Origin of the sequence: Nocardioides hankookensis, from assembly GCF_042658885.1 — a bacterium.
GTDB lineage: Bacteria > Actinomycetota > Actinomycetes > Propionibacteriales > Nocardioidaceae > Nocardioides > Nocardioides hankookensis.
This window is the reverse complement of record NZ_JBHSRJ010000004.1, coordinates 207612-232448: the sequence shown is the minus strand read 5'-3', so window position 1 is coordinate 232448 and position 24837 is coordinate 207612. Positions and strand designations below refer to the sequence as shown.

The following is a 24837-nucleotide window of genomic DNA, read 5'->3' as shown; positions in this document are numbered from 1 at the left end:
CGGACTCGGCCCCACTATCGCGGGAAGGCTAGTCTCCCGCGCCGGTGCCTGCCCTCACCGTTTCCGGGTGAGTACGGCGCGTCAGCAGGCGCTGGGCGAGCAGCGGGCAGACCAGCACCGTGATGGCGCCGCCGGCCACCAGCACGCTCGCGTTGATCGGCGTCATCTCGCCGGCATCGACCGCCACCGCGGTCACCGCCACGATGATCGGCAGGCCGGTCGAGGCGAAGAGCCCCATCGCGAGGCTCTCCCGGCCGTCGAAGACACGGTGGCCCTCCTCCCGGGTCGTCCGGGTCGCGGCCAGCACGAGCCCGCCGCGGACGAGCAGGATCAGCCCGAGGAACGCCACCAGCGCCACCGGCTCGTCGACGACGGCCATCGGGTCGATCGCCATGCCCGAGGTGATGAAGAAGACCGGGATCAGCAGCCCGAAGGCGAGCCCCTCGAGCTTGTGCTCCAGGCTCTCGTGCCCCTCGGGGACGAGGCGGCGCAGGATGAATCCGGCGGCGAACGCCCCGAGCACGGCGTCCAGCTCGAAGGTGGCCGCGGCGACGCCGAGCGTCACGAGCAGCAGCACCACGAGCCGGACCTGGGTCTGCCCGGACGTCTCCGCGCCGCGGCGTACGACGTCCAGCACGCGCGAGCCCTCCCGGCTGTGCCGCACCGACAGGCGGTGCACGAGCACGGCGAGCACCGCGAACGCCGCCAGCACCAGCAGCGACGCCACCGGGCCGCGCACGCCGAGCAGCACGGCCATCGCGACGATCGGTCCCAGCTCGCCGTACGCACCGTGGTTCATCAGCGTCCGACCGAAGCGAGTGGCGAGCAGGCCGCTGTCCTTGAGGATCGGGAGCAGCGTGCCGAGCGCGGTCGAGGTCAGCGCGATCGCGACGGCGATCTCCGCGTGGACCTGCTCGGAGAGCCCGATCAGGGCCATCAGGCCGAGCGCGACGGCCAGGCAGGCCACCCAGGTCGCGAGCGCCCGGCGTCCGCCGCGGCCGACCAGCTCGTCGACCTCGATCTCGTAGCCGGCGAGCAGGAAGAGCATGCCGAGCCCGAGCTCGCGCAGCATCGCGACGCCCTCGCCCGTCTCGGCGAGGTCGAGGACGTTCGGGCCGATCACGACGCCGAGCACCAGGAGCAGCACGACCTCGGGCACCTTGCCGCGCAGCAGCAGGCCGGTGAGCAGGGGCGCCAGGACGGCGCAGAGGGCGATCCAGAAGAGCGACTCGCCCGCAGAGGGCATCAGGACGTCCAGACGACGAACACGAGGAGCAGCCACGCGGCCGCGACGCCGACCGCGACCAGGCTGGTCAGCGCGGCGAGCACGAACCAGGTGCGGCCCGCGCCCTCCGCGTCACCCTCGGTCGCCGCGACGTCCACGCGGTCGGGGTGCTCGGGGTCGTAGGCGACCTCGATCTGGTCGCCCACCCGTGGCGGCGGGGAGGGCACGTCGGTGAGCGTCTGCGCCTCGATCGGCTCGTCGGACCCGGTGGGGAGGTAGCTGACGCGCGGGAAGTAGCGGGTGTCCGGCTCCGCGCCGAAGCTGAGGTCCTTGGCCTCCAGGGCCACCACGGTGCCGGTCGCCGCGACGGCGCGGCTGCGGAAGGTGAGGGCGGAGCGGCGTACGGCGCGGCCCTTGAGCAGGAAGCCCGCGCCGACCAGCAGGATCAGCACCGCCGACCCGAGCAGCAGCACGGTCGGGACGTAGTGGATCTTCATGAGGCGACCTCCTCGCGCAGGGCGGCGTACGCCGGCTTGATCACGTCCGAGATCAGCGCGAACCTCTCGTCGAAGGGCAGGAACGCCGACTTCATCGCGTTGATCGTGAACCACTCGAGGTCGCTCAGGCCGTAGCCGAACGACTCGACGAGCGAGGTCATCTCGTGCGTCATCGAGGTCTTGCTCATCAGCCGGTTGTCGGTGTTGACCGTGACCCGGAAGCGCAGCTTCTTCAGCAGCCCGATCGGGTGCTCGGCGATCGACGCGGCCGCGCCCGTCTGCACGTTGGACCACGGGCACATCTCGAGCGGGATGCGCTTGTCGCGGACGTACGCCGCCAGCAGGCCGAGCTCGACCGAGCCGTCGTCGCGCACGGTGATGTCGTCGATGATCCGGACGCCGTGGCCGAGCCGGTCGGCGCCGCACCACTGGATCGCCTGCCAGATCGACGGGAGCCCGAACGCCTCGCCGGCGTGGATCGTGAAGTGGAAGTTCTCGCGCTGGAGGTACTCGAACGCGTCCAGGTGGCGGGTGGGCGGGTAGCCCGCCTCGGCGCCCGCGATGTCGAACCCGGCAACCCCGCGGTCGCGCCACGCGACGGCGAGCTCGGCGATCTCCATCGACCGGGCCTGGTGCCGCATCGCCGTCAGCAGCTGGCGTACGACGATCCGCCCACCCGCCGCAGCGACCCCCTCGTCGAAGCCCTCCTGGACGGCCGCGACGACCTCGTCGAGCGTCAGGCCGGTCTCGACGTGCTGCTCGGGGGCGTAGCGGATCTCGGCGTAGACGACGCCGTCGGCGGCCAGGTCCTCGACGCACTCCCGCGCGACCCGGGTGATCGCCGGGCCCGTCTGCATCACGCCGACGGTGTGGTCGAAGGTCTCGAGGTAGCGCTCCAGCGAGCCGGAGTCCGAGGCCTCGGCGAACCAGCGCCCCAGCGACTCCGCCGACATCTCGCCACCTACGTCGGGGAGCTGGTGCCCGCAGTCCGCGGCCAGCTCGATGATCGTCTGCGGACGGAGCCCGCCGTCGAGGTGATCGTGCAGCAGCACCTTCGGTGCCCTCCGGACCTGGTCAGGGGTGGGCGTCATGTGTCGATCCAAGCAGACCGGATAGGTTCCATGCATGCGCACGTTCACGACTCTCGATGAAGTGTCCGCGGCGGTCGGCGAGGAGCTCGGCACCTCCGAGTGGCTGACGATCGACCAGGAGCGGGTGGACCGGTTCGCCGAGGCGACCGGCGATCACCAGTGGATCCACGTCGACGTCGACCGTGCGAAGGACGGCCCCTTCGGCGGGACCATCGCGCACGGCTACCTCACGCTGTCGCTGGTGCCGTTCCTCGGAAGCCAGGTGCTCAGCTTCGAGACGCCCGGCGCGAAGCTCAACTACGGCACCAACAAGGTCCGCTTCCCGAACCCCGTCCTGGTCGGCAAGCGGATCCGCGCCCACGTCGCGATCGCCGACGTCGCCGACCTGCCGAAGGGCAAGCAGGCGACGATCCGCTACACGATCGAGATCGAGGACGAGGCCAAGCCGGCCTGCGTCGCCGAGACCGTCGTCCTGCTGCTCCCCTAGCCGATCCGGTCGATCACGAGCGGCGTCGCGTCGTACGACGAGCCCTCGGTGCCGATGTCGTAGCCGCCCTCGAGCGAGGCGAGCGCGCGCTCGAAGCGGTGCTCGTCGTCGGTGAGCAGCGTGAACAACGGCTGCCCGGCGGTGACGGCGTCGCCCGGCCGGGCGTGCCACACGACGCCGGCTCCGGCCTGCACCGGGTCCTCCTTGCGGGCCCTGCCGGCGCCGAGACGCCACGCGGCGAGGCCGACGGCCATCGCGTCCAGCCGGGTCAGCACGCCGGACGTCGGCGCGGCCACGACGTGCTGCTCGCGCGCGGTCGGGAGCGCAGCGTTCGAGTCGCCGCCCTGGGCCTGGATCATCCGGTGCCAGGCGTCCATCGCGGAGCCGTCGGCCAGCTTGTCGGCGGGGTCGACGTCGCCGCGCCCGGCGCCGGCGAGCATCTCGCGGGCCAGGGCGAGGGTCAGCTCGACGACGTCGGCGGGACCGCCGCCGGCCAGCACGTCGACCGACTCCTGGACCTCGATCGCGTTGCCGGCGGTCAGCCCGAGCGGCGTGGACATGTCGGTGAGCAGCGCGACGGTGTGGACGCCGGCGTCCTGGCCGAGCGTGACCATCGTCTCCGCGAGCTCGCGGGCCGCGTCGACGTCCTTCATGAACGCGCCGGTGCCGACCTTCACGTCGAGCACCAGCGCGCCGGTGCCCTCGGCGATCTTCTTCGACATGATCGACGACGCGATCAGCGGGATCGCCTCGACGGTGCCGGTGACGTCACGCAGGGCGTAGAGCTTCTTGTCGGCGGGCGCCAGGCCGTCGCCGGCCGCGCAGATCACGGCACCGAGCGACTCGAGCTGCGCGAACATCTCGTCGTTCGACAGCGCCGCGCGCCAGCCGGGGATCGACTCGAGCTTGTCGAGCGTGCCGCCCGTGTGGCCGAGGCCGCGCCCGGACAGCTGGGGTACGGCGACGCCGCACGCCGCCACCAGCGGGGCCAGCGGCAACGTGATCTTGTCGCCGACGCCACCGGTCGAGTGCTTGTCGGCGGTCGGGCGCGAGAGCCCCGAGAAGTCCATCCGCTCCCCCGACGCGATCATCGCGGCGGTCCAGCGGGCGATCTCGCGCCGGTCCATCCCGTTGAGCAGGATCGCCATCGCGAGCGCGGACATCTGCTCGTCGGCGACGACCCCACGGGTGTAGGCGTCGACGACCCAGTCGATCTGGCTGTCGCTCAGCTCGTGCCGGTCGCGCTTGGCGGAGATGACCTCGACGGCATCGTGGACCGGGGTCGGCTCAGGCATGGGTTCCTCTCACAGGGACGCTGCGGTAGCCCCGCAGCACGAAGGTCCCGCGACTGACCGGCTCGTCGGCCAGGGTCAGGTCGGGGAAGGTCTCGAACAGCGCGGGGAGGGACTCGGCGAGCTCCATCCGCGCGAGCGGTGCGCCGAGGCAGAAGTGCACACCGACGCCGAAAGCCAGGTGGTTGTTGGGGTCTCGATCCACCCGGAACTCGTCCGGCTGGTCGAAGACCTCGGGGTCGCGGTTGGCCGCCCCGAGCAGCGCGGCGATCTTCTGCCCCTCCTCGACGACGATGTCGCCGACCTCCACGTCCTCCATCGCGGTCCGCTCGAAGAGCTGCAGCGCGGAGTCGAAGCGGAGCATCTCCTCGACGGTCGCCGGTACGTCGGCGCCAGGCGTCAGCCCGCGACGCAGCATCGCGGTCAGGCCGTTGCCGAAGACGTTGACGGAGGCCTCGTGGCCGGCGTTGAGCAGCAGCACCACGGCCGCCACGACCTCGTCCTCGGTGAGCTCGGTGGCCACCAGGTCGGTGATCAGGTCGTCGGCGGGCGTCGTACGGCGCTCCCCCACGAGCTCGCGCACCAGACCCGCGAAGTCCGTCGCCGCGCGCACGGCGTCGTCGACCGTCTGCTGCGACGGCGCGACCTCGTACATCCTCACGATCGCCTGCGACCAGTCGCGCAGGTCGTGGGCGTAGGAGCGCGGGACGCCGAGCAGGTCGGCGATCACCAGCACCGGCAGCGGCTCGGCGTACCCCTCGATGATGTCGAAGCCTGCGGGGTCGAGGTCGGCGAGCAGGCCGCCCGCGATCTCGCGCACCCGCGGCCGGAGCCGCTCGATGTGGCCGCGCGCGAACGCCTTGGCGACCGGGCGGCGCAGCCGGGTGTGCGCCGGCGGCTCGTTCTCCATCATCTGGTTGCGGTGCAGGAGGTTGAACGGCTCGAGGTAGTCGAGCGGCTCCTTGTCGGCCCAGAGCCGGCCCAGCCGGCGGTCACGCTGCACCTGGCCGACCGTCGCGTGCGCGAAGGTCAGGTACATCCCCGACGGCTCGTGCCAGGCCACCGCGTGCTGCTCGCGCTCGCGCGCGAAGTGCGGGTAGGGATCGGCGACGACGTCGGGGTCGGTCAGGTCAATCGAGGTCGTCGGGACCGAACGCATCGGGCAGCACCTCGTCCATCGTCTTGATCCCGGACACCGTCCACAGCTGCAGGTCGGGTCCGCCGTTCTCGTACAGCAGCTGGCGGCAGCGGCCGCACGGCATGATCACCTCACGGTCGCCGTTGACGCACACGAAGTGCGTCAGCCGGCCACCGCCGGTGATGTGCAGCTGGCTGACCAGCCCGCACTCGGCGCACAGCGCGACGCCGTACGCCGCGTTCTCGACGTTGCAGCCGGTCACCACCCGGCCGTCGTCGACGGTCGCGGCGGCGCCGACCGAGAAGTGCGAGTACGGCGCGTAGGCGTGCGTGACCGCCTCCTCGGCGGCGGCCTTCAGCGACTCCCAGTCGAAGGTCACCCTGCGCTGCCCTTGCGGTATATCTGCCCGTCGGCGGCCGGCATGCGTAGCCGTTGCGAGGCGAAGGCCAGCACCAGCAGGGTCACGACGTACGGCGTCATCGTCACGAAGTCGCTCGGCACCTCGTCGATCGCGAAGTAGACCGCGGCGATCACGACCGCGGTCGCCCCGGTGAGGACCGCCGCACGCTGCTGGCCCTGGCGGGCCTGCCACGCGGCAGCGGCGATGGCGAGGATGGCGACCGCGAGCAGCAGGGCGTGCACCGAGTCGCCGCCCTGGCGCAGGCCGAGCGTGTCGGTGTAGCCGAACAGCCCGGCGCCCGCCAGCAGCCCACCGGGTCGCCAGTTGCCGAAGATCATCGCCGCGAGGCCGATGTAGCCGCGACCGCCCGTCTGGCCGTCGCGGTAGTTGCTCGCCGCGACCATCACCAGGAAGCCGCCGGCCAGGCCCGCGAGGCCGCCGGAGATCAGCACGGCCGCGAACTTGTAGCGGAGCACGTGCACGCCGAGCGACTCCGCCGCCGCCGGGCTCTCGCCGCACGAGCGCAGCCGGAGCCCGAACGAGGTGCGCCACAGCACCCACGACGTCACCACGAGCAGCAGGAGCGACAGCAACGTGAGCACCGACAGGTTGGTGACCAGTGCCCGGCCGAGCGCCGCCAGCGGCGAGATGAAGAAGATGTCCTTCTGCTCCACCGTCAGCAGGTGGTCGCCGAGCGAGGTGATCGTGATCGTCTGGACGTCGTCGATCTTGGGCGACTGGGTCTGACCGCCGCCCGGCAGGCCGACGAAGGTCAGCGAGGCGAGGTACTGCACGGCGCCCAAGGCAATGATGTTGATCGCGACACCGGAGATGATGTGGTCGACGCCGAACGTGACGGTCGCGATCGCGTGCACGAGGCCGCCGAGCATGCCCATCACGATCGCGCCGGCGACACCGGCCCACGGGCCGTGGTGGTAGCCGAAGTAGCCGGCGCCCCAGGTGCCGAGGATCATCATGCCCTCGAGGCCGATGTTGACGACGCCCGCTCGCTCCGACCAGAGGCCGCCGAGACCGGCGAGCATGATCGGGATGGTGGCGACGAGGGTCGCGGCGATGGTGCCGGACGACACCAGGTCGTTGGCGCCGGTGATCGTCTGCAGCAGCGACAGGAAGGCCAGCACGAAGACCAGCGCGGCGGCGAACCACCAGCGCGGCAGCCGACGCTGGCGCTTCGGCGAGGTGGGTGCGTCGACGACACCCGTCGCCGTGGCGGGGACGCTCATGCCTTGACCTCCTCGGGCTGGTCGGGACGGGACGTGGCCAAGGCGCGCGCCACCTCCCGCTGCTCGAGTCGTACGCCGTACCTGCGCACCAGCTCGTAGGAGATGACCACGGTCAGCACGATGACGCCCTGGGTGATGGCGACGATCTCGGGGGCGACGCCGACCAGGATCTGGAGCGGGTTGGACTGCTCGTCGAGGTAGGCGAAGAGCAGCGCGCCGAAGGCGATCCCGATCGGGTTGTTGCGACCCAGCAGCGCGATCGCGATCCCGGCGAAGCCGAGACCCGACTGGAAGGTCGAGCCGTAGTTGTAGCTGTCACCGAAGAGGATCGGCAGGCCGACCAGGCCCGCGACCGCACCGGAGATCAGCATCGCGGTGATCGTCATCTTCTTGACGCTGATGCCGCTCGCGATCGCCGCGGTCGGCGACTGACCGGTCGCCCGGAGGTCGAAGCCGAAGCGCGTCTTGTTGATGACGAACCAGAAGAGGAACCCGGTCAGGGCCACGATCACGATGAAGCCGTAGATGTGGCTGATGCCGTCGCCCAGGCCGATGTTGGGGATCCGACTGCCCTCGGGGATGGTCTTGGTCCCGATGTTGTTGCTGCCCTCCTCACGGACGGCGGCCTCGCGCAGCAGGTAGGCGACCAGGCTGGTCGCGATGAAGTTCAGCATGATCGTCGAGATGACCTCGCTGACGCCGCGGGTGGCGCGCAGGACGCCGGCGATGCCGGCCCAGAGCGCGCCCACCGCCATCGCGCAGACGATGGCGAGCGCGGTGTTGAGGTAGCCAGGCAGCCACGCCTCGCCGGCCACGACCGCCGCGGCGAAGGCCGCGACACGGTACTGACCGTCGACGCCGATGTTGAAGAGGTTCATCCGGAAGCCGACGGCGACGGCCAGGCCGGAGAGGTAGAGCACCATCGCGTTGTTGATGATGTTGGCCCAGTTGCGGGTCTGCGGCCACGACAGCAGCTGGCTCCAGACGTCCCAGACGGGGTCGCCGGCCGCGATCAGGACGATGCTGGTGATCGCGAACGCCGCGAGCAGGGCGAGCAGCGCCGACGCGACGCCGAGACCGAGCTTCGTGATGCGTGCCTTGGTCACAGGTCCTCCCCCGCTCCGGTCATGGCCGAGCCGAGTTGCTCGGGAGTGACGGCCGACGGGTCGAACGAACCCACGAAGGCGCCCCGGAGGATGACCTCGATCCGGTCGGACAGTCCGATCAGCTCGTCGAGGTCGGCGGAGATCAGCAGCACAGCCAACCCTTCTCGTCGTGCCTTCTTGATGTGGCCCCAGATCGCGGCCTGGGCGCCGACGTCGACGCCGCGCGTCGGGTGGGACGCGATCAGCAGGATCGGCTCGCCGCTCATCTCACGACCGACGATCAGCTTCTGCTGGTTGCCGCCGGAGAGCGCGCGGGCCAGGACGTCCGGGCCGGGCGTGCGGACGTCGTACTCCTCGATGATGCGGAGGGTGTCGTTGCGCGCGACGCGCTTGTTGACCAGGCCGTGGCTGACGACGGGCTCGCGGGTCTGGTGGCCGAGCACCCGGTTCTCCCACAGCGGCGAGTCGAGCAGCAGGCCGTGGCGGTGCCGGTCCTCGGGGATGTAGCCGATGCCCCCCTCGCGCCGCTCCTGGGTCGAGCGCTTGGTGAGGTCGACGCCGTCGAGCTCGATGGTGCCGGTGACTCCGGACCTGATGCCCATGATGGCCTCGACCAGCTCGGCCTGGCCGTTGCCCTCGACGCCGGCGATGCCGAGGACCTCTCCCTTGTGGATCTCGAAGGAGATGTCGTCGAGCAGGGGCCGGCCCTCGTCGCTCGGCAGGCCGAGGTGGCCGATGCTGAGCAGGACCTTGTCGGTCACGGTCGATGCCTCGGTGCTCGGCGAGGGCAGCTCGGAGCCGACCATCAGCTCGGCCAGCTGGCGGGCGGTGACACCCTGCGGCTCGACGGTGCGCACGGTCGTGCCGCGGCGGACGACGGTGATCTCGTCGGCGACGGAGAGCACCTCGTCGAGCTTGTGGGAGATGAAGATGACCGAGAGCCCCTCGGACTTGAGCTCGCGGAGGTTGCCGAAGAGCTCGTCGACCTCCTGCGGCACCAGCACCGCGGTGGGCTCGTCGAGGATGACGACGCGGGCGCCGCGGTAGAGGACCTTGAGGATCTCGACGCGCTGCCGGGCGCCGACGCCGAGGTCCTCGACCAGGCGGTCGGGCTCGATGCCGAGCCCGTAGGAGTCGGAGATGCGCTTGATCTCGGCGCGGGCCTTGCCGCCGATGCCGTGGAGGCCCTCGGCGCCGAGGACGACGTTCTCGAGGACGGTCAGGTTGTCGGCCAGCATGAAGTGCTGGAAGACCATGCCCACGCCGGCCTTGATCGCGTCGGCGGGCGAGTGCAGCGTGACCTCGGCGCCGTTGATCTCGATGGTGCCCGAGTCAGGAGGCTGGACGCCGTACAGGATCTTCATCAGCGTCGACTTGCCGGCGCCGTTCTCGCCGACGATCGCGTGGATCGTGCCGCGCCGGACGTCGATGTTGATGTTGTCGTTCGCGATGACGCCCGGGAAGCGCTTGCCGATGCCGCGAAGTCGAACTGCGGTCTCCGGTGCGGCGGGCGGGTCGGCCGCGAGGGCCGAGGCAGGGGTGGACACGATCCGTGACCTCCTTGTCAGGTTCGGGCGTGACGCTACCCGGTCAGGACGGAGAAGAGGAACGGGCCCGCGGGGCGTGCGCCCCGCGGACCCGTTACCTGGTGCTGCAGTACTACGGCGTGGTCGGAACCGTGATCTTGCCGTCGATGATCTGCTGCTTGTAGTCGTCCAGCTTCGACGTGATGTCGTCGATGAACCCACCGCTGGTGGAGTAGCCCACACCGTCGACCTTGAGGTCGTAGGTGGTGACGCCGGTCGGGAAGGTGCCACCCGCGACGGACTTGAGGTACTCGTAGACCGCGACGTCGACGTTCTTGAGCATCGAGGTCATGATGACGTCCTTCACGGACGGGTCGGCGGTGTTGTACTGGTCGGAGTCGACACCGATCGCCTTGGTGCCGGACTCGGAGGCCGCCTCGAAGACGCCCGCGCCCGAGCCACCGGCGGCGGCGTAGACGATGTCCGCGCCGGCGTCGTACATGCCCTGAGCGGTGGTCTTGCCCTTGGCCGGGTCACCGAAGCCGGAGAAGTCCGGCGGCTGCGACAGGTAGGCGGTGTCGATCTTGATGTCCGGGTTGACCTCCTTGGCGCCCGCGACGTAGCCCGCCTCGAACTTCTGCAGGAGGGGGGTCTCGACGCCACCGATGTAGCCGATGTGGTCCGACTCGGTCTTCAGCGCCGCGGCGGCACCGACCAGGAACGAGCCCTGCTCCTCGGCGAAGACCAGGCTGGCGACGTTCGGCGAGTCGGCGAGGCTGGAGTCGTCGATGATCGCGAAGTGGACGTCCGGGTACTCCTTGGAGACCTTGCCCAGCGCCTCGGCGTACGCGAAACCGACCGCGATGATCGGGTCGTAGCCGGCGTCCGCGAAGGTGCGCAGGCGCTCCTCGCGGGCGTTCTCGGCCTCGCCGTTCTCGGCCTCGGACTCGTCCGAGGTCATGCCGAACTCGGCGGTCGCCTTGTCCATGCCGGCGGCGGCCGAGTCGTTGAACGACTGGTCGCCGCGGCCACCGACGTCGTAGGCCATGCCGACCTTGACGTCCGACTTCGGCGCTGCCGAGGTCGGGTCGCTGGCGGCGCCGTCACTGCCGCCGTCGCTGTCACTACCGCACGCCGTGAGGGCCAGGATCCCGGCCGCCAGGACTGCTGCAATCTTCGTGGTGCGCCGCAAGACGCCTCCTTCGTGAGCTGTGGACGCCCCCAGGGGCGCAAGAAAACAGATCGAACCCTAGGGCCTCCCTGCGGCGGGGGCGCCCGGTTCACGAAGTTGTTATCGAGTCGATGCGGACCGGGCGGACATACTCATGCCCAGGGCCCGAATTTCGTCAAAGAACGCCGTGGAACGACGCCGCGACCTGTGCCAGCACGCGGGCGCCGATGCCCACGGCCCGGTCGTCCACGCGCAGGTTGCCCTGGTGGAGGTCGTACGTCGGTCCGCCCGGCGTCCGCGTCCCGAGCCGGCCCATCGCGCCGCGCACCCGGTCGAGGTACCAGCCGAAGTCCTCGCCGCCGAGGCTCTGCTGGGTGGGAACGTGCCCACCCGGGCCGAGCACCCGCTCCACCGCGCCGGCGAGCAGCGAGATCGAGCCGATGTCGTTGACCACCGGCGGGACCCCGCGCTGGTAGTCGACCTGCGCGTGCACGCCGTACGGCGCCACGATCTGCTCCACGAGCAGCGGGACCAGCTTCTCCGCCTCCGACCAGGCGACGGCGTCGAGCATCCGGACGGTCCCGCCGACCCGGCCGGTCGCCGGGATCACGTTGTGGGCCGAGCCGGCGCGCACCACGCCCCAGACCACGCTGACCCCCGAGCGGGGGTCCAGACGTCTGGACAGGATGGCGGGCAGCTCGGTGATGACCTTGCCGAGCGCGAAGGTGAGGTCCTCGGTCAGGTGCGGGCGGGAGGTGTGCCCGCCGGAGCCCGACAGCGTCACGTCGAGGTGGTCGGCCGCCCCGGTGATCGGGCCCTCGCGCAGGCCGACGCTGCCCACGTCGAGCGTGGGGTCGCAGTGCAGCCCGAAGATCCGGTCGACGTCGTCGAGGGCGCCCAGCTCGATCAGCGACAGCGCGCCGCCGGGCATCACCTCCTCGGCCGGCTGGAAGAGCAGCCGCACCCGGCCCGGCAGCAGCCCCTGCTCGTGGACCCGGCCGAGCGCCACGGCGGCACCGACCAGGGCGGCGGTGTGGACGTCGTGGCCGCAGGCGTGGGTGACGCCCTCGACCGAGCTGGCCCACGGGTCGCCGGTCAGGTCGGGCACCGGCAGTGCGTCGAGGTCGGCGCGCAGCGCCACGATCGGGCCGTCGGTGCCGATCTCGGCGACCAGCCCGGTGCGCGGCAGCTCGGTGACGCGCCAGCCCGCCTGCGTGATCCGGGCCGCGACCAGGGAGGTCGTCCGCAGCTCCCGCCAGGACAGCTCGGGGTGGGCGTGCAGGTCGCGCCGGAGACCGACCAGCTCGTCCTCGAGACCGTGGACGACCTCGTCGACCAGGGCGCCGGCGGGGCCGGCTGCGGGATGGGGATCGGCGTTCGACATCACCACGAGGTTAGCGGAGCGCCACGAGCGGGCCCCGGCCGATCTCCCGGGGCCCGCTCGCTCGTCCGACGCTGGTGGGGGTCAGCGACGGAAGCGCAGCACCTTCCCATCGGGTGCAGCGCCCTCGGGAGGCAGCACGTCCGTGCTGACCACCAGGTCGGCGCCCTGGAGCTCGACGTCGCCGGTCATCGAGAGCTGGCGGACGGTCCGCGCGGTCGACGAGCCCTTCTTGATCCTCGCGAGCGCGCCGGAGAAGAGCTGGGAGACGTAGACGTCACCGTTGCCGGCAACCGCGACGCCCACCGGGCTGACCAGGCCGGCGGCCAGGGTGGAGACCTTGCCGGTCCTCGGGTTCACCCGGAAGACGCGGCCGCGGGCGCCGAGGCTCGGATCCTCGGGGCCACCCGGGAGGGCCGAGACGTAGAGCTTGCCGTCGGGACCGAGCTCGACGTCGGTCGGCACCGGCTCGAAGTAGTAGTCGAGGCCGACCGAGCACTCCGGGAGCCCCAGGCCCTCGGCGAGCTCCGCGGTGATCTCGGTCGGTACGGCGGGCAGCACGGCGACGGTCCGCACCCTGCCCTTCGGGGAGACCGCGAGGATCGCGTTCATCGCGGCGTCCGCGACGTACGTCGTCCTGCGCGTCACGTACGTCGCGTAGGGGTGCGAGTCGACGACGCCCGGGTAGACCGCGGGCGGCGCCTCGGCCGGCCAGGCGGCCGCGCACTCGTCGCTGATCCCGCGGGCGCCGTACGTCACGCCGCCGTCGGGGTTGCGCTTCTTCTCGAAGGAGAGCAGGTCGGCGAAGGGGCGGGCCTTGCCGCTGTCGCCGATGCGCATCAGCCGCGTCGAGGTGTAGTTGCCCTGCTTGTCGCTGGCGCTGACGGCGAAGGTCACGGTGCCGCGACGCGCGGAGACCGCGCCGACCTCGGCGCCGCCCTTCGCGACGTACATCGTGCGGGGCTTCTTCGTGCCCTGCCGCAGCAGCGACAGGGTGCCGCCGAAGTTCTGGGTCACGTAGACGTCGGGGCCGTCGACCGCGACGCTGAGCGGGCTGAGCAGGCCGCGGGCGAGGACGGCCGGCTTGGCGGGCTTGGCGGCCGGCCGGTCCGCGGCGCCGGACGGCGTCGCGGAGAGGGTGCCGGCGGCGACGGCGGTGGCCGCCGCGGCCGCGAGGAGTCGGGTGGTGCGCATGGTGGGCTTGCCTCCGGAGCGGTGGGGATTCGGTTGGCAGCGAGCCTGTCGGTCCCCGAGTCCCGGGCACATGAGCCGCCGGTCCCGACCTCGCGGGACATCGCGGCAACGGCGTGCCGCCCGCGAACGGGGGCCGCCGCGTGCGACAGTCGACGTGGCCCACCGTTCCGGGAGGGGGCCAGGCACGTCCCGACACCGCCTGTTTACTTCCCCCCTGGAACAGGAGCCGACCCATGTACGCCGTCATCATCGAGGACGACCGCGACACCGCCCGCCTGCTCTCGGTGCTCCTCCGGCAGGCCGGCTTCGAGCCGATCGTGGCCACCGACGGCCCGGACGGCCTCGAGGCCGTCCGCGCCCACCGTCCCGCGGTCACCACCGTCGACCGTGGCCTTCCTGGGCCCGACGGGTGGTCGGTGATCCGGCAGATCCGCGAGTTCAGCTCGACGTACGTCGTGGTCGTGAGCGGATCGGCCAGCGAGTCCGACCTCCTCGACGGCTTCGCCGCCGGCGCCGACGACTACGTCACCAAGCCGTTCCGGATCGGCGAGCTGCGCAGCCGCGTGCTCGCCGGGCTGCGGCGGCCGGCCGAGCGCGTCTCGATGGCGTTCCCCGGCCTCGGCGAGGACACCGAGCGCCCCCTGTGGATCGAGTACGCCGAGCAGGACGCCACCCGGCTGACGCCGGTCGCCGCTCAGCGCTCGTCGTAGGCCGCGAGGATCCGGTCCGCCGCGACCGTGGCAGGCAGCTCTCCGCTGAGCACCGCGTCGCGGACCTCGGCCCGGATCTCCTTCACGCCTGCGGAGTGGCGCAGCCGCTGGTCGAGCTCGTCGCGGACCAGCGCCCAGGTGAAGTCGAGCTGCTGGTGGGCGCGCTTGTCGGCGAGCCCCGCGTCACCCAGGTGCTCGCGGTGCGCGCCGACGCGGTCCCACACGTCGTCGACGCCGTGGTCCTCGAGCGCGGAGCAGGTCACGACCGGTGGCGCCCACTCGCCGTGCCCGCGCACCAGCCGGAGCGCGCCGGCCAGGTCGCGCGCGGCCACCTTGGCCTCCTGCTGGCGGTCGCCGTCGGCCTTGTTGACCGCGATCACGTCGGCGATCTCGAGGATGCCCTTCTTGATGCCCTGGAGCTGGTCGCCGGTGCGGGCGAGGGTGAGGAAGAGGAAGGTGTCGACCATCCCCGCGACGGTCACCTCGGACTGGCCCACGCCGACGGTCTCGACCAGCACCACGTCGTACGACGCGGCCTCGAGCACCGCCATCGCCTGCACGGTCGCGCGGGCGACGCCGCCGAGGGTGCCGGCGCTCGGCGAGGGCCGCACGAACGCCTGGGGGTCGTTGGCGAGCCGGGCCATCCGGGTCTTGTCGCCGAGCACGGAGCCGCCGGTGCGCACGCTCGACGGGTCGACCGCGAGCACCCCGACGCGGTGACCGGCCGCCGTGAGCCGCGAGCCGAGCGCCTCGATGAAGGTCGACTTCCCGACGCCCGGCACCCCCGAGATGCCGACCCTGACCACGTCGGTCTGGGCGTCGCCCGCGAGCTCGGTGAGCAGCTCGCGGGCCTGCTCGCGGTGCTTGCGGCTCGTCGACTCGACGAGCGTGATCGCCTGCGAGACGGCGGAGCGCCGACCCTCCCGGATCCCCTCGACGAGCTGCTCGACGGAGGGCATCAGTGGTCGAGCTGCTCCCGCAGCTTCGCGAGCAGGTCGAGCGCGGACTCGGCGATCACCGTGCCGGGCAGGAAGACCGCGGCCGCACCCATCTCCTGGAGGGTGGGTACGTCGTCGGGCGGGATCACGCCGCCGATGACGACCATGATGTCCGGCCGGCCCTGCTCGGCCAGCGCTGCCTTCAGCGCGGGCAGCAGCGCGAGGTGGCCGGCGGCCAGCGACGAGACCCCGACGATGTGCACGTCGGCGTCGACCGCCTGCTGGGCGACCTCCTCGGGGGTCGAGAAGAGCGGCCCCACGTCGACGTCGAAGCCCATGTCCGCGAAGGCGCTGACGATGACCTTCTGGCCGCGGTCGTGGCCGTCCTGACCCATCTTCGCGACCAGGATGCGCGGGCGGCGGCCCTCGGCCTCCTCGAACTCCTCGGTCGCGGCGAGGACCTGCTGGACGAGGGTGCCGTCGCCCTGGCTCGACTCGTCGCGGTACACGCCGCTGATCGTACGGATCACGGCCTGGTGCCGGCCGTAGACCTTCTCCAGCGCGTCGGAGATCTCGCCGACCGTGGCCTTGGCGCGGGCGGCGTCGACGGCGAGGGCGAGCAGGTTGCCGTCGAGGCTGCCCTTCTCGGCGCCGCGTTCGGCCGAGCTCGTCAGGGCCTCGAGCGCACGGCGTACGTCGTCGTCGTGGCGCTCCGCGCGCAGCCGCTCGAGCTTGGCCACCTGCTGGCGGTAGACGTCGTCGTTGTCGACCTTGAGGACGTCGAGCTTGTCCTCGGCCGCGAGCCGGTAGGTGTTGACGCCGATGACCTTCTGCGCGCCGGAGTCGATCCGCGCCTGGGTGCGGGCGGCCGCCTCCTCGATGCGCATCTTCGGGATGCCCTGCTCGATCGCGGCGGCCATGCCGCCGGCCTGCTCGGCCTCCTGGATGTGCGCCCACGCGCGCTCGGCGAGGTCGTGGGTCAGCCGCTCCACGTAGTAGCTGCCGGCCCAGGGGTCGATCGTGCCCGTCGTACCGCTCTCCTGCTGGAGCAGCAGCTGGGTGTTGCGGGCGATCCGCGCGGAGAAGTCGGTCGGCAGCGCGATCGCCTCGTCGAGGGCGTTGGTGTGCAGCGACTGGGTGTGGCCCTGGGTCGCGGCCATCGCCTCGATGGCGGTGCGCTGCACGTTGTTGAAGACGTCCTGGGCGGTGAGCGACCAGCCGGAGGTCTGGCTGTGGGTGCGCAGGCTCAGCGACTTCGGGTTCTGCGGGTCGAACTCGCGCACCAGCCGCGCCCACAGCGCCCGGGCCGCGCGCATCTTGGCGACCTCCATGAAGAAGTTCATGCCGATCGCCCAGAAGAAGGAGAGCCGCGGCGCGAACTGGTCGATCGTCATGCCGGTGTCGAGGCCGGCGCGGATGTACTCGACGCCGTCGGCCAGCGTGTACGCGAGCTCCAGGTCGGCCGTCGCCCCGGCCTCCTGGATGTGGTAGCCGGAGATCGAGATCGAGTTGAAGCGCGGCATCTTCGCCGAGGTGTAGCTGAAGATGTCGGAGATGATCCGCATCGACGGCGCCGGCGGGTAGATGTAGGTGTTGCGGACCATGAACTCCTTGAGGATGTCGTTCTGGATCGTCCCCGCGAGCTGCTCCGGCTTCACCCCCTGCTCCTCGGCCGCCGCGATGTAGAGGGCGAGCACCGGCAGGACGGCGCCGTTCATGGTCATCGACACCGACATCTCGTCGAGCGGGATGCCGTCGAAGAGGGTGCGGGTGTCGTAGATCGAGTCGATCGCCACACCCGCCATGCCGACGTCCCCGCGCACCCGCGGGTGGTCGGAGTCGTAGCCGCGGTGGGTGGCGAGGTCGAAGGCGACCGACAGGCCCTTCTGGCCGGCCGCGAGGTTGCGGCGGTAGAACGCGTTGGACTCCTCGGCGGTGGAGAAGCCGGCGTACTGCCGGATCGTCCACGGCTGGGTCGTGTACATCGTCGGGTAGGGCCCGCGCAGGAACGGGCTCAGGCCCGGGAACGTGCCCAGGGCGTCGAGGCCCTCGAGGTCGCTCTCGTCGTACGACGGCTTGATCTCGATGCCCTCCGGGGACATCCAGGGCTCGCCACTGAAGCTCTGCGGGACGGTCACAGCTTGCTCCCTTCGATACCGCTCGTCCCTCGCGCACTCAGGACAAGCCTCGTCCGGGTCAGGAAGTCCAGGGCGTCGACGCCCATCGCGCAGGAGTCGTCGGCCCAGTCGCGCGGCTTGCCCGCGACGATGACCCACTCGGCGCCGTTCTCGCGCAGCTCGGCTGCGACCTCGGCGCCCTGCTCGTCGTACGCCGCGTCGGTGCCGGCCACGCACACCACGCGGCCGGGGTCCTGCGCCACCGCGATGCCGCCGGCGGCGAGGAGGTTGGTCGCGAACGTCGCCCGCGCGGTGTGCTGCGCGACGGTGCCGATCGTGGCCAGGTGCACCGTGGTCGTCGCGGGCTCGTCGCGGAGCGCCTCGAAGCTGGCGCCATAGGAGCGGACGGCGTCCCAGTCGTCGCTCGCCTCCCGCTCCGGCAGCGCCTCGCCGAGGTGGGGGAACTCGGTCAGGCCGGTGATCGGCCGCTTGCGCGTCGCGACCTCGCGCTCACGCTTCTCGACGGTCGCGGCGATCTCGGCGTCCAGGGCGGCCTCGGCGTCGGACGCGTCGTCGAGGCGCCCGAGGACCTCCCACCCGGCGCGGGCCAGGTCGTCGGTGAGCTTCTCGACGGCGTACGAGCCACCGGCCGGGTCGGCCACGTGCGCGACGTGCGACTCGTCGATGAGGAGGTGGCTGGTGTTGCGGGCGATCCGGCGGCCGAACGCGTCGGGGCGGCCGAGCGGGCTGTCGAAGGGCAGCACCGTCACGCTGTCGGCGCCGCCGACGCCGGAGGCGAATGCCGCGACGGTGGTGCGCAGCATGTTGACCCAGGGGTCGTACTTGCTCATCATCGGCCGGCTCGTCACGGCGTGCAGCCGCATCTCCCCCGCGCCCTGGGACATCTCCAGCACCCGCGCCCACAGGCGGCGGGCGGCCCGCAGCTTGGCGATCGTCGGGAACTGCTCGTCGGTGGCGGCGTACCGGAACTCGACGAGGCTCGCCGCCTCGTCGACGCCCAGCCCGGCCGCGGTCAGGGTGCGGAGGTACGTCGCTCCCACGGCCATCGACCAGCCGAGCTCCTGCGCGTCCGAGGCGCCCCGGTCGTGGACCCGGGTGGCGTCGACGACGAAGCCGCGGACCTCGAGGCGCTGGGCCTGCTTCGCGACCTCGATGGTGGCGTCCTCCGCGGCGACGCCGAGGTTGGTCTCGGGGTGCAGCTCGCGACCCTCGAGGTAGGCCGCGAACGCCGCCGGGTCGGCGCCGTCGAGCACGACCGGCGCCAGGTCGAGGAGCACCCGGTCGAGGAGCGTGCCGAGGTCGGTGTCGGCGTCGACGCGCAGCCACAGGCTCGTCACGCCGCCGTCGAGGTCGACGAGCGCCTCGTCGTTGGCGGCCTTCGCGTCCCGGCCGTCGAGGTAGGCCCGCACGTCCCAGTCGCCCTGCCGGGTCGGACGACCCGTGGTCTCGAGCCCGATCAGCTGGTCGGGCGTCCCGAGCGGGCAGACACCGATGTCGTCGAGCGTCCTACGGGTGAGCTTGTCCCACACCGCGTCGTCGGCGTCGTCGTCCGTGAGCCGCTTGCCCTTGCGCAGCACGGCCGCGGCCTCGCGCTCCCAGTCGGCCACCGTCCAGGTGTCCGCCGGGTCCGCCAGGTCGAGCGAGCCCTGCGCAGGCTCCAGCTCCTCGGGCTCGTCCAGCCCACCCTCGACAGTCATGCAGCGAACGATAGGAGCGCCGCGTGACGTCGGCTACAGAGTGTGACCTTTTCGGCTTTCTACGCCTGCCCGGCGCCGGTGGTTGAGGTGCGAGCGCAGCGAGCCTCGAAACCACCACAGCCCGCGCGCCGACAGGCTTCCTACACGGGCACGTCGGGCTCGTGGCCGGGGCCGCTTCCCGGCACACGGTGGTTGAGGTGCGAGCGCAGCGAGCGTCGAAACCACCACCCCGCAGACGGTCCCCCTGCGCTGCGGATTCCGCAGGCTCGTGATTGGGGCCGCTTCCCGGCACACGGTGGTTGAGGTGCGAGCGCAGCGAGCCTCGAAACCACCACCCCGCTACTGGTAGAGCTCGTCGAAACTCTTCGCAAGCACGACTCGCACATGTGTTCGAATCGTGGTAGGATCGAGCATGGCTCGACGCACCCGGACCCAGGACCCGCAGCTGCGGGACCTGTTGGCGTGCGCGACCGAGGCCGACCTCGCCGAACGACTCGCCGCAGCGAAGAAGTTCGAGCTCGCCGCCCGGTGGGCCGAAGCGCACCCGGCACCGGTGGAGGACGCGGTGGTCGACGAGCTGGGTGAGCTGGTGATGTTCGGCGACCAACCGATCGCCCTGGCCGGCGAAGGCGCCCCCGGCATGAGCGAGTTCGCGGTCGCCGAGTTCGCCGCCGCGTGTGGGATGACCGCTCACCAGGGCCGGGCGTTCCTCGGTGCCGCCCTGGAAGCCAAGTACCGACTCCCCCGGATCTGGGCGCGTGCGATGGCCGGTGAGGTCGCGGTGTGGAAGGTGCGTCGGGTCACCGACCGCACCCGCCGCCTCGACCCCATCGCCGCCGCCAGCGTGGACCGGGACCTCGCCCCGGTCCTCGAGGCGTGCTCCTGGGTCAAGGTCGAGAACGCGGTCGAGACCGCCGCTGCCGAAGCAGACCCCGAGCACGCCGAAGGCGTACGCCTGGATAGGTCCCGCGACCAGCACCTCGACATCGGTCTCACCGTCACCCACCTCAACGACGGACTCGTCCCCGTGTCCGGGCTTCTGGACTACACCGACGCCCTCGCGCTCGAGGCACAGATCAAGGCCGGCGCCCACGCCCTCCTCACCGACCACCCCGAGCTGGACCTGGACATCCGCCGCGCCATGGCCGCCGGACAGCTCGGCGGCGACGCAGCGGTCCCGCGGGAGGTGGTGATCTATGCCCACCACCAGCCCGACGAAGCCCACGGCATCGTGACGGTCGAAGGCGCACACCTGCTCTACGCCACCATCGAGCAGCTGTTCGAGTGGTGCACCCAGCAAGGCACGAAGGTCTCGCTCCGGCCCGTGTTGGACCTGTCCGAGGAGATCACCGTCGACCGGTACACCCCCACGGACCGGCAACGCGAACAAGCCATCCTCGTCACGCCGACGTGCGTGTTCCCGCACTGCAACAAGGAAGCCCGGGGTTGCGACCTCGACCACATCCAGCCCTACAACCAGGGCGGGAAGACCACCAGCTCGAACCTGGCGCCGTTGTGCCGGTTCCACCACCGGGTCAAGACCTTCGGCGGCTGGACCTACCACCGCACCTCCCGCACGGCGTTCCTCTGGACCAGCCCGAAGGGCAAGACCCACCCCGTCGCCTTCGACGACCACCGACGGCGACGAACCCGCTGACCACCGCCCCACCGACCACGGCCGGTGGGGCCACTCCCATGCCTACCCGGGCCACAACGGTCGACCCGAGCGGACCCGCAGGCCGACCAGCCACTGGAAATCGCCCCCGCAACCACAGCGAACGGTGACCACGTATCCCGTCCCTCGCGTCACCCACGGCGACCACCACGGACCGCGGCGCTGCGTTCATCCGGCGTCCTGACAACCGTGACCAGGTCGTGACCTGAGCGGGGCAACGCGGGGCACGGCAGGTGCGTCCTTAGTGGTGTCAGGACCCCTCGGGAGGGAGCACCCATGTCCGTCGTCAGTGAGCAGACCAAGCGGAGCGCCGCGTTGCGCGCGTTCCTCACCATCGTGCTGGTGACGGCCCTCGTCGCGGCAGCACTCGGCGGGGCGACGTACGTCGCGTCGCGGGCGTTCGTGAGCCTGTTGAGCTGAGGCCGACCGGCTAGACCTCGGTGCGGCCGTCGTAGTCCTTGTTGCGGATGCCGATCTTGTTGCCGAGCCACACCAGCGGGTCGTACTTGCGGTCGACCACGCGCTCCTTCATCGGGATGATCGCGTTGTCGGTGATCTTGATGCCCTCCGGGCACACCTCGGTGCAGCACTTGGTGATGTTGCACATCCCGAGGCCGGCCGCGCCCTGGGCGAGCGCGCGGCGGTCGTGGGTGTCGAGGGGGTGCATGTCGAGCTCGGCGTACCGGAGGAAGAACCGCGGCCCGGCGAAGGCCGGCTTGTTCTCCTCGTGGTCGCGCACGACGTGGCAGGTGTCCTGGCACAGGAAGCACTCGATGCACTTGCGGAACTCCTGGCCCCGCTCGACGTCGATCTGCGCCATCCGGCGCTTGCCGTCGGGGTCGCGCGGCGGGAGCTCGGCGTACGGCAGCTCCTTGGCCTTCTCGTAGTTGAACGAGACGTCGGTGACCAGGTCGCGGATCACCGGGAAGGTCCGCATCGGCGTGACCGTGATCGTCTCGGTCGGCTCGAAGTCGGACAAGCGGGTCATGCAGAGCAGCCGGGGGCGGCCGTTGATCTCGGCGGAGCAGGACCCGCACTTGCCGGCCTTGCAGTTCCAGCGGATCGCGAGGTCGCCGGCCTGGGTTGCCTGCACCCGGTGGAGGGCGTCGAGGACGACCTCGCCCTCGGACACCTCGACGGTGTAGTCGCCGAGGTCGCCGCCGCTCTGGTCGCCGCGCCAGATGCGCATCTTCAGGTCGTAGCCCATGTCGGTGACTCCCTTACTCGAAGTACTTCTTGAGCTCGTCCGGCATCACCGGGAGCGGCTTCTCGGCGAGGTCCACGCCATCACCGGCGGCGTTGAGCGTGACCACGAGGTTCTTCTTGCCCCACACCTCGGCGTCGGTCTTGGGGAAGTCGTCACGCGTGTGACCACCCCGCGACTCCTCGCGGGCGAGCGCCGCCTTGGCGATGCACTCACTCACGATCAGCATGTTGCGCAGGTCGAGCGCGAGGTGCCAGCCGGGGTTGTACTGCCGGTGCCCCTCGACGACCATCCCCTTGGCGCGCTCCTTGAAGACCTCGATCTCGCGCAGCGACTCCTCGAGCTCCGACGCCGTGCGGATGATGCCGACCAGGTCGTTCATGGACTGCTGCAGGTCGTGCTGGATCGTGTACGGGTTCTCCCCGCCCTCGACCTCGAACGGCGCCAGCGCACTCGCCTGCGCGGCCTTCACGTCGTCCTCGGAGACCGCGGGCCGGGCGTCGCCCAGCGAGGCGGTGTACGCCGAGGCCGCCTCGCCGGCGCGCTTGCCGAAGACCAGCAGGTCGCCCAGCGAGTTGCCGCCGAGCCGGTTGGAGCCGTGCATGCCGCCGGAGCACTCCCCCACGGCGTACAGCCCGGTGACCGCGCTCTCCTGGGTGTCGGCGTCCACCTCGACGCCGCCCATCACGTAGTGGCAGGTCGGCCCGATCTCCATCGGCTCGGCCGTGATGTCGACGTCGGCCAGCTCCTTGAACTGGTGGTACATCGACGGCAGCCGCTTGCGGATGAACTCCGGCGTACGACGGGAGGCGATGTCGAGGTAGATGCCACCGTGCGGCGTCCCTCGACCGGCCTTGATCTCGGAGTTGATGGCCCGGGCCACCTCGTCCCGGGGCAGCAGCTCGGGAGGACGCCGGTTGTTCTTCTTGTCGTCGTACCAGCGGTCGGCCTCCTCGATCGTGTCGGCCGTCTCTGCCTTGAAGAACTCCGGGATGTAGTCGAACATGAAGCGCTTGCCCTCGGAGTTCTTGAGGATGCCGCCGTCGCCGCGCACCGACTCCGTGACCAGCAGCCCCTTCACCGACGGTGGCCACACCATGCCGGTCGGGTGGAACTGCACGAACTCCATGTTGATCAGCGCCGCACCCGCGCGCATCGCGAGCGCGTGGCCGTCACCGGTGTACTCCCACGAGTTCGAGGTGACCTTGAAGGACTTGCCGATGCCGCCGGTCGCGAGGATCACGCTGGGCGCGTCGAAGGTGATGAAGCGGCCGCTCTCGCGCCAGTAGCCGATGGCGCCGGAGATCCGGTCTCCGTCCTTGAGGAGGTCGGTGACCGTGCACTCCATGAAGACGTCGATGCCGAGCTGCACCGTGCGCTGCTGGAGGGTGCGGATCATCTCCAGGCCGGTGCGGTCGCCGACGTGGGCGAGGCGGGCGTACTTGTGGCCGCCGAAGTCGCGCTGCGAGATCAGCCCGTCGTCGGTGCGGTCGAAGAGCGCACCCCAGTCCTCGAGCTCCTGCACCCGCTCGGGCGCCTCCTGGGCGTGCAGCTGGGCCATCCGCCAGTTGTTGAGCATCTTCCCGCCACGCATGGTGTCGCGGAAGTGCACCTCCCAGTTGTCCTCGGGCCAGCGGTTGCCCATGGCCGCGGCGATGCCGCCCTCGGCCATCACTGTGTGCGCCTTGCCGAGCAACGACTTGCAGACGACAGCCGTGCGCGCGCCGGCCTCGTGCGCGGCGATCGCGGCCCGGAGACCGGCACCGCCCGCGCCGACCACGACCACGTCGTACGTGTGGCGCTCCATGCCGCCCTCGCTGGCGCCGGACATCTCGTTGCCCGTCATCGGGTGTCGGGTCGACTCACTCATTTAGAAGAACCTCGGGTCGTCGAAGGCGCCGGTCGCGAGCAGGTAGATGTAGAAGTCGGTCAGCGCCACGGACACCAGGGAGAACCAGGCCCACCGGGCGTGCTGGCCGTTGAGCTTCGAGGCCCAGCCCCACAGCTTGTAGCGGACCGGGTGCTTGGAGAAGTGCCGCAGCCGGCCGCCCATGATGTGCCGGCAGGAGTGGCAGCCCAGGGTGTAGAGCCAGATGAAGACGACGTTGACGAGCATGATCAGCGTGCCCAGGCCCATGTGGATGCCGTCGGACTCGCCCTCCGCGGGGCCGAACGCGAGCACCACGTCGTACGTCAGGACCAGCGCGACCAGGACCGCGGCGTACCAGAACCAGCGGTGGACGTTCTGCGCGAGCAGCGGGAAGCGGGTCTCGCCCGTGTACTTCGTGTGCGGCTCGGCGACCGCGCAGGCGGGCGGCGACAGCCAGAACGACCGGTAGTAGGCCTTGCGGTAGTAGTAGCAGGTCAGCCGGAAGCCGAGCGGGAAGATCAGGATCAGCAGCGCCGGCGACAGCGGCCAGCCGCCGAACGGCTGCCCGAAGTCGGACGCGCCCGACACGCACTCGTTGCTGAGGCACGGCGAGTAGAACGGCGACAGGTAGGGCTCGGAGAAGTAGTTCGCACCGGAGAAGGCGCGCCACGTCGAGTAGACGATGAACGCCGCGAAGACCACGAAGGTCGTCGCCGGATAGAGCCACCATCTGTCGGTGCGAAGCGTCTTCGCATTGATCCGGGCCCTCGTCGGCCCGTCCACACCCGTCAGATCTGTCGCCATCCGCGCCTCCGATCGATAGGGCCGGTCGTGGTCGTGCTAGGTGAGTCTG

At 71.0% G+C, this 24837-nt stretch carries 22 protein-coding genes; 4 read left to right on the top strand and 18 right to left on the bottom strand.

What is annotated here, in order from left to right:
- Positions 1-28 precede the first annotated feature (28 nt).
- From ACFPYL_RS07490 to ACFPYL_RS07480, 3 genes are read right to left on the bottom strand one after another with little or no spacing between them, the layout of a single operon-like run.
- The gene (locus ACFPYL_RS07490) at positions 29-1246 is read right to left on the bottom strand and encodes a cation:proton antiporter (RefSeq protein ID WP_379152482.1); all 1218 of its coding nucleotides are present in this window, start codon (positions 1244-1246) and stop codon (positions 29-31) included.
- Positions 1246-1722: a DUF3592 domain-containing protein gene (locus ACFPYL_RS07485; RefSeq protein WP_379152479.1), complete on the bottom strand. Its 477-nt coding sequence runs from the start codon at positions 1720-1722 to the stop codon at positions 1246-1248. Before ACFPYL_RS07485 ends, ACFPYL_RS07490 begins: the two co-directional genes overlap by 1 nt.
- Entirely contained in the window at positions 1719-2813 is a 1095-nt protein-coding gene (locus tag ACFPYL_RS07480; protein WP_379152476.1) for an adenosine deaminase, read from the bottom strand. Before ACFPYL_RS07480 ends, ACFPYL_RS07485 begins: the two co-directional genes overlap by 4 nt.
- 34 nt (positions 2814-2847) lie before the next feature.
- Here ACFPYL_RS07480 and ACFPYL_RS07475 point away from each other — a divergent pair, with 34 nt between their 5' ends.
- Positions 2848-3300 (top strand): MaoC family dehydratase, encoded by a 453-nt coding sequence (locus ACFPYL_RS07475; RefSeq protein WP_379152473.1) that lies wholly within the window; start codon positions 2848-2850, stop codon positions 3298-3300.
- On the opposite strand, the gene ACFPYL_RS07470 is transcribed toward ACFPYL_RS07475, so the two are convergent.
- The 9 genes from ACFPYL_RS07470 to ACFPYL_RS07430 all read right to left on the bottom strand — a co-directional run bounded on the left by ACFPYL_RS07470 (position 3297) and on the right by ACFPYL_RS07430 (position 13752).
- Complete coding sequence (locus ACFPYL_RS07470) at positions 3297-4595, bottom strand: thymidine phosphorylase (protein ID WP_379152471.1); 1299 nt, start codon at positions 4593-4595, stop codon at positions 3297-3299. The genes ACFPYL_RS07475 and ACFPYL_RS07470 overlap by 4 nt on opposite strands.
- Complete coding sequence (locus tag ACFPYL_RS07465; protein ID WP_379152468.1) at positions 4588-5751, bottom strand: cytochrome P450; 1164 nt, start codon at positions 5749-5751, stop codon at positions 4588-4590. Before ACFPYL_RS07465 ends, ACFPYL_RS07470 begins: the two co-directional genes overlap by 8 nt.
- A complete protein-coding gene (locus ACFPYL_RS07460; protein WP_379152466.1) occupies positions 5723-6109 on the bottom strand; it encodes a cytidine deaminase in 387 nt (128 codons plus the stop codon). Before ACFPYL_RS07460 ends, ACFPYL_RS07465 begins: the two co-directional genes overlap by 29 nt.
- A complete protein-coding gene (locus tag ACFPYL_RS07455; RefSeq protein ID WP_379152463.1) occupies positions 6106-7374 on the bottom strand; it encodes an ABC transporter permease in 1269 nt (422 codons plus the stop codon). The genes ACFPYL_RS07460 and ACFPYL_RS07455 overlap by 4 nt, the downstream gene beginning before the upstream one ends.
- Positions 7371-8480, bottom strand: a complete 1110-nt coding sequence (locus ACFPYL_RS07450; RefSeq protein WP_379152460.1) for an ABC transporter permease — start codon at positions 8478-8480, stop codon at positions 7371-7373. The genes ACFPYL_RS07455 and ACFPYL_RS07450 overlap by 4 nt, the downstream gene beginning before the upstream one ends.
- On the bottom strand, positions 8477-10027 hold the full coding sequence (locus ACFPYL_RS07445) for an ABC transporter ATP-binding protein (RefSeq protein ID WP_379152457.1): 1551 nt from the start codon (positions 10025-10027) through the stop codon (positions 8477-8479). The genes ACFPYL_RS07450 and ACFPYL_RS07445 overlap by 4 nt, the downstream gene beginning before the upstream one ends.
- A gap of 112 nt (positions 10028-10139) precedes the next feature.
- A complete protein-coding gene (locus ACFPYL_RS07440; RefSeq protein WP_379152454.1) occupies positions 10140-11198 on the bottom strand; it encodes a BMP family lipoprotein in 1059 nt (352 codons plus the stop codon).
- Between the two features lie 154 nt (positions 11199-11352).
- Positions 11353-12561, bottom strand: coding sequence for an amidohydrolase (locus tag ACFPYL_RS07435; protein WP_379152451.1), 1209 nt, complete (start codon positions 12559-12561; stop codon positions 11353-11355).
- An 81-nt stretch (positions 12562-12642) separates the two neighbouring features.
- Positions 12643-13752: a ScyD/ScyE family protein gene (locus tag ACFPYL_RS07430; protein ID WP_379152448.1), complete on the bottom strand. Its 1110-nt coding sequence runs from the start codon at positions 13750-13752 to the stop codon at positions 12643-12645.
- A gap of 233 nt (positions 13753-13985) precedes the next feature.
- On the opposite strand from ACFPYL_RS07430, the gene ACFPYL_RS07425 reads away from it, so the two are divergent.
- Positions 13986-14462, top strand: coding sequence for a response regulator transcription factor (locus tag ACFPYL_RS07425; RefSeq protein ID WP_379152445.1), 477 nt, complete (start codon positions 13986-13988; stop codon positions 14460-14462).
- On the opposite strand, the gene meaB is transcribed toward ACFPYL_RS07425, so the two are convergent.
- The 3 genes from meaB to ACFPYL_RS07410 are packed head-to-tail and all read right to left on the bottom strand — an operon-like array spanning position 14447 to position 19235.
- The gene (meaB, locus tag ACFPYL_RS07420) at positions 14447-15421 is read right to left on the bottom strand and encodes a methylmalonyl Co-A mutase-associated GTPase MeaB (RefSeq protein ID WP_379152442.1); all 975 of its coding nucleotides are present in this window, start codon (positions 15419-15421) and stop codon (positions 14447-14449) included. The two genes, ACFPYL_RS07425 and meaB, sit on opposite strands and share 16 nt — an antisense overlap.
- Positions 15421-17502: a methylmalonyl-CoA mutase gene (gene scpA, locus ACFPYL_RS07415; RefSeq protein ID WP_379155392.1), complete on the bottom strand. Its 2082-nt coding sequence runs from the start codon at positions 17500-17502 to the stop codon at positions 15421-15423. Before scpA ends, meaB begins: the two co-directional genes overlap by 1 nt.
- Before the next feature lie 32 nt (positions 17503-17534).
- Complete coding sequence (locus ACFPYL_RS07410) at positions 17535-19235, bottom strand: methylmalonyl-CoA mutase family protein (RefSeq protein WP_379152439.1); 1701 nt, start codon at positions 19233-19235, stop codon at positions 17535-17537.
- A gap of 1414 nt (positions 19236-20649) precedes the next feature.
- Between ACFPYL_RS07410 and ACFPYL_RS07405 the strand changes: the two genes are divergently transcribed.
- Entirely contained in the window at positions 20650-20892 is a 243-nt protein-coding gene (locus tag ACFPYL_RS07405) for an HNH endonuclease signature motif containing protein (RefSeq protein WP_379155389.1), read from the top strand.
- Positions 20893-21186: 294 nt separating this feature from the next.
- Positions 21187-21330, top strand: a complete 144-nt coding sequence (locus ACFPYL_RS07400) for a hypothetical protein (protein WP_379152436.1) — start codon at positions 21187-21189, stop codon at positions 21328-21330.
- Positions 21331-21340: 10 nt separating this feature from the next.
- Here the strand turns inward: ACFPYL_RS07400 and ACFPYL_RS07395 are convergent, their stop codons facing one another.
- Genes ACFPYL_RS07395 through ACFPYL_RS07385 form a run of 3 tightly spaced genes read right to left on the bottom strand, consistent with a single transcriptional unit; the run spans position 21341 to position 24788 of the window.
- Positions 21341-22117 (bottom strand): succinate dehydrogenase/fumarate reductase iron-sulfur subunit, encoded by a 777-nt coding sequence (locus ACFPYL_RS07395; RefSeq protein ID WP_379152434.1) that lies wholly within the window; start codon positions 22115-22117, stop codon positions 21341-21343.
- A gap of 13 nt (positions 22118-22130) precedes the next feature.
- Complete coding sequence (locus tag ACFPYL_RS07390) at positions 22131-23984, bottom strand: fumarate reductase/succinate dehydrogenase flavoprotein subunit (protein WP_379152431.1); 1854 nt, start codon at positions 23982-23984, stop codon at positions 22131-22133.
- Positions 23985-24788 (bottom strand): hypothetical protein, encoded by an 804-nt coding sequence (locus tag ACFPYL_RS07385; protein WP_379152428.1) that lies wholly within the window; start codon positions 24786-24788, stop codon positions 23985-23987.
- Between the last annotated feature and the right edge of the window lie 49 nt (positions 24789-24837).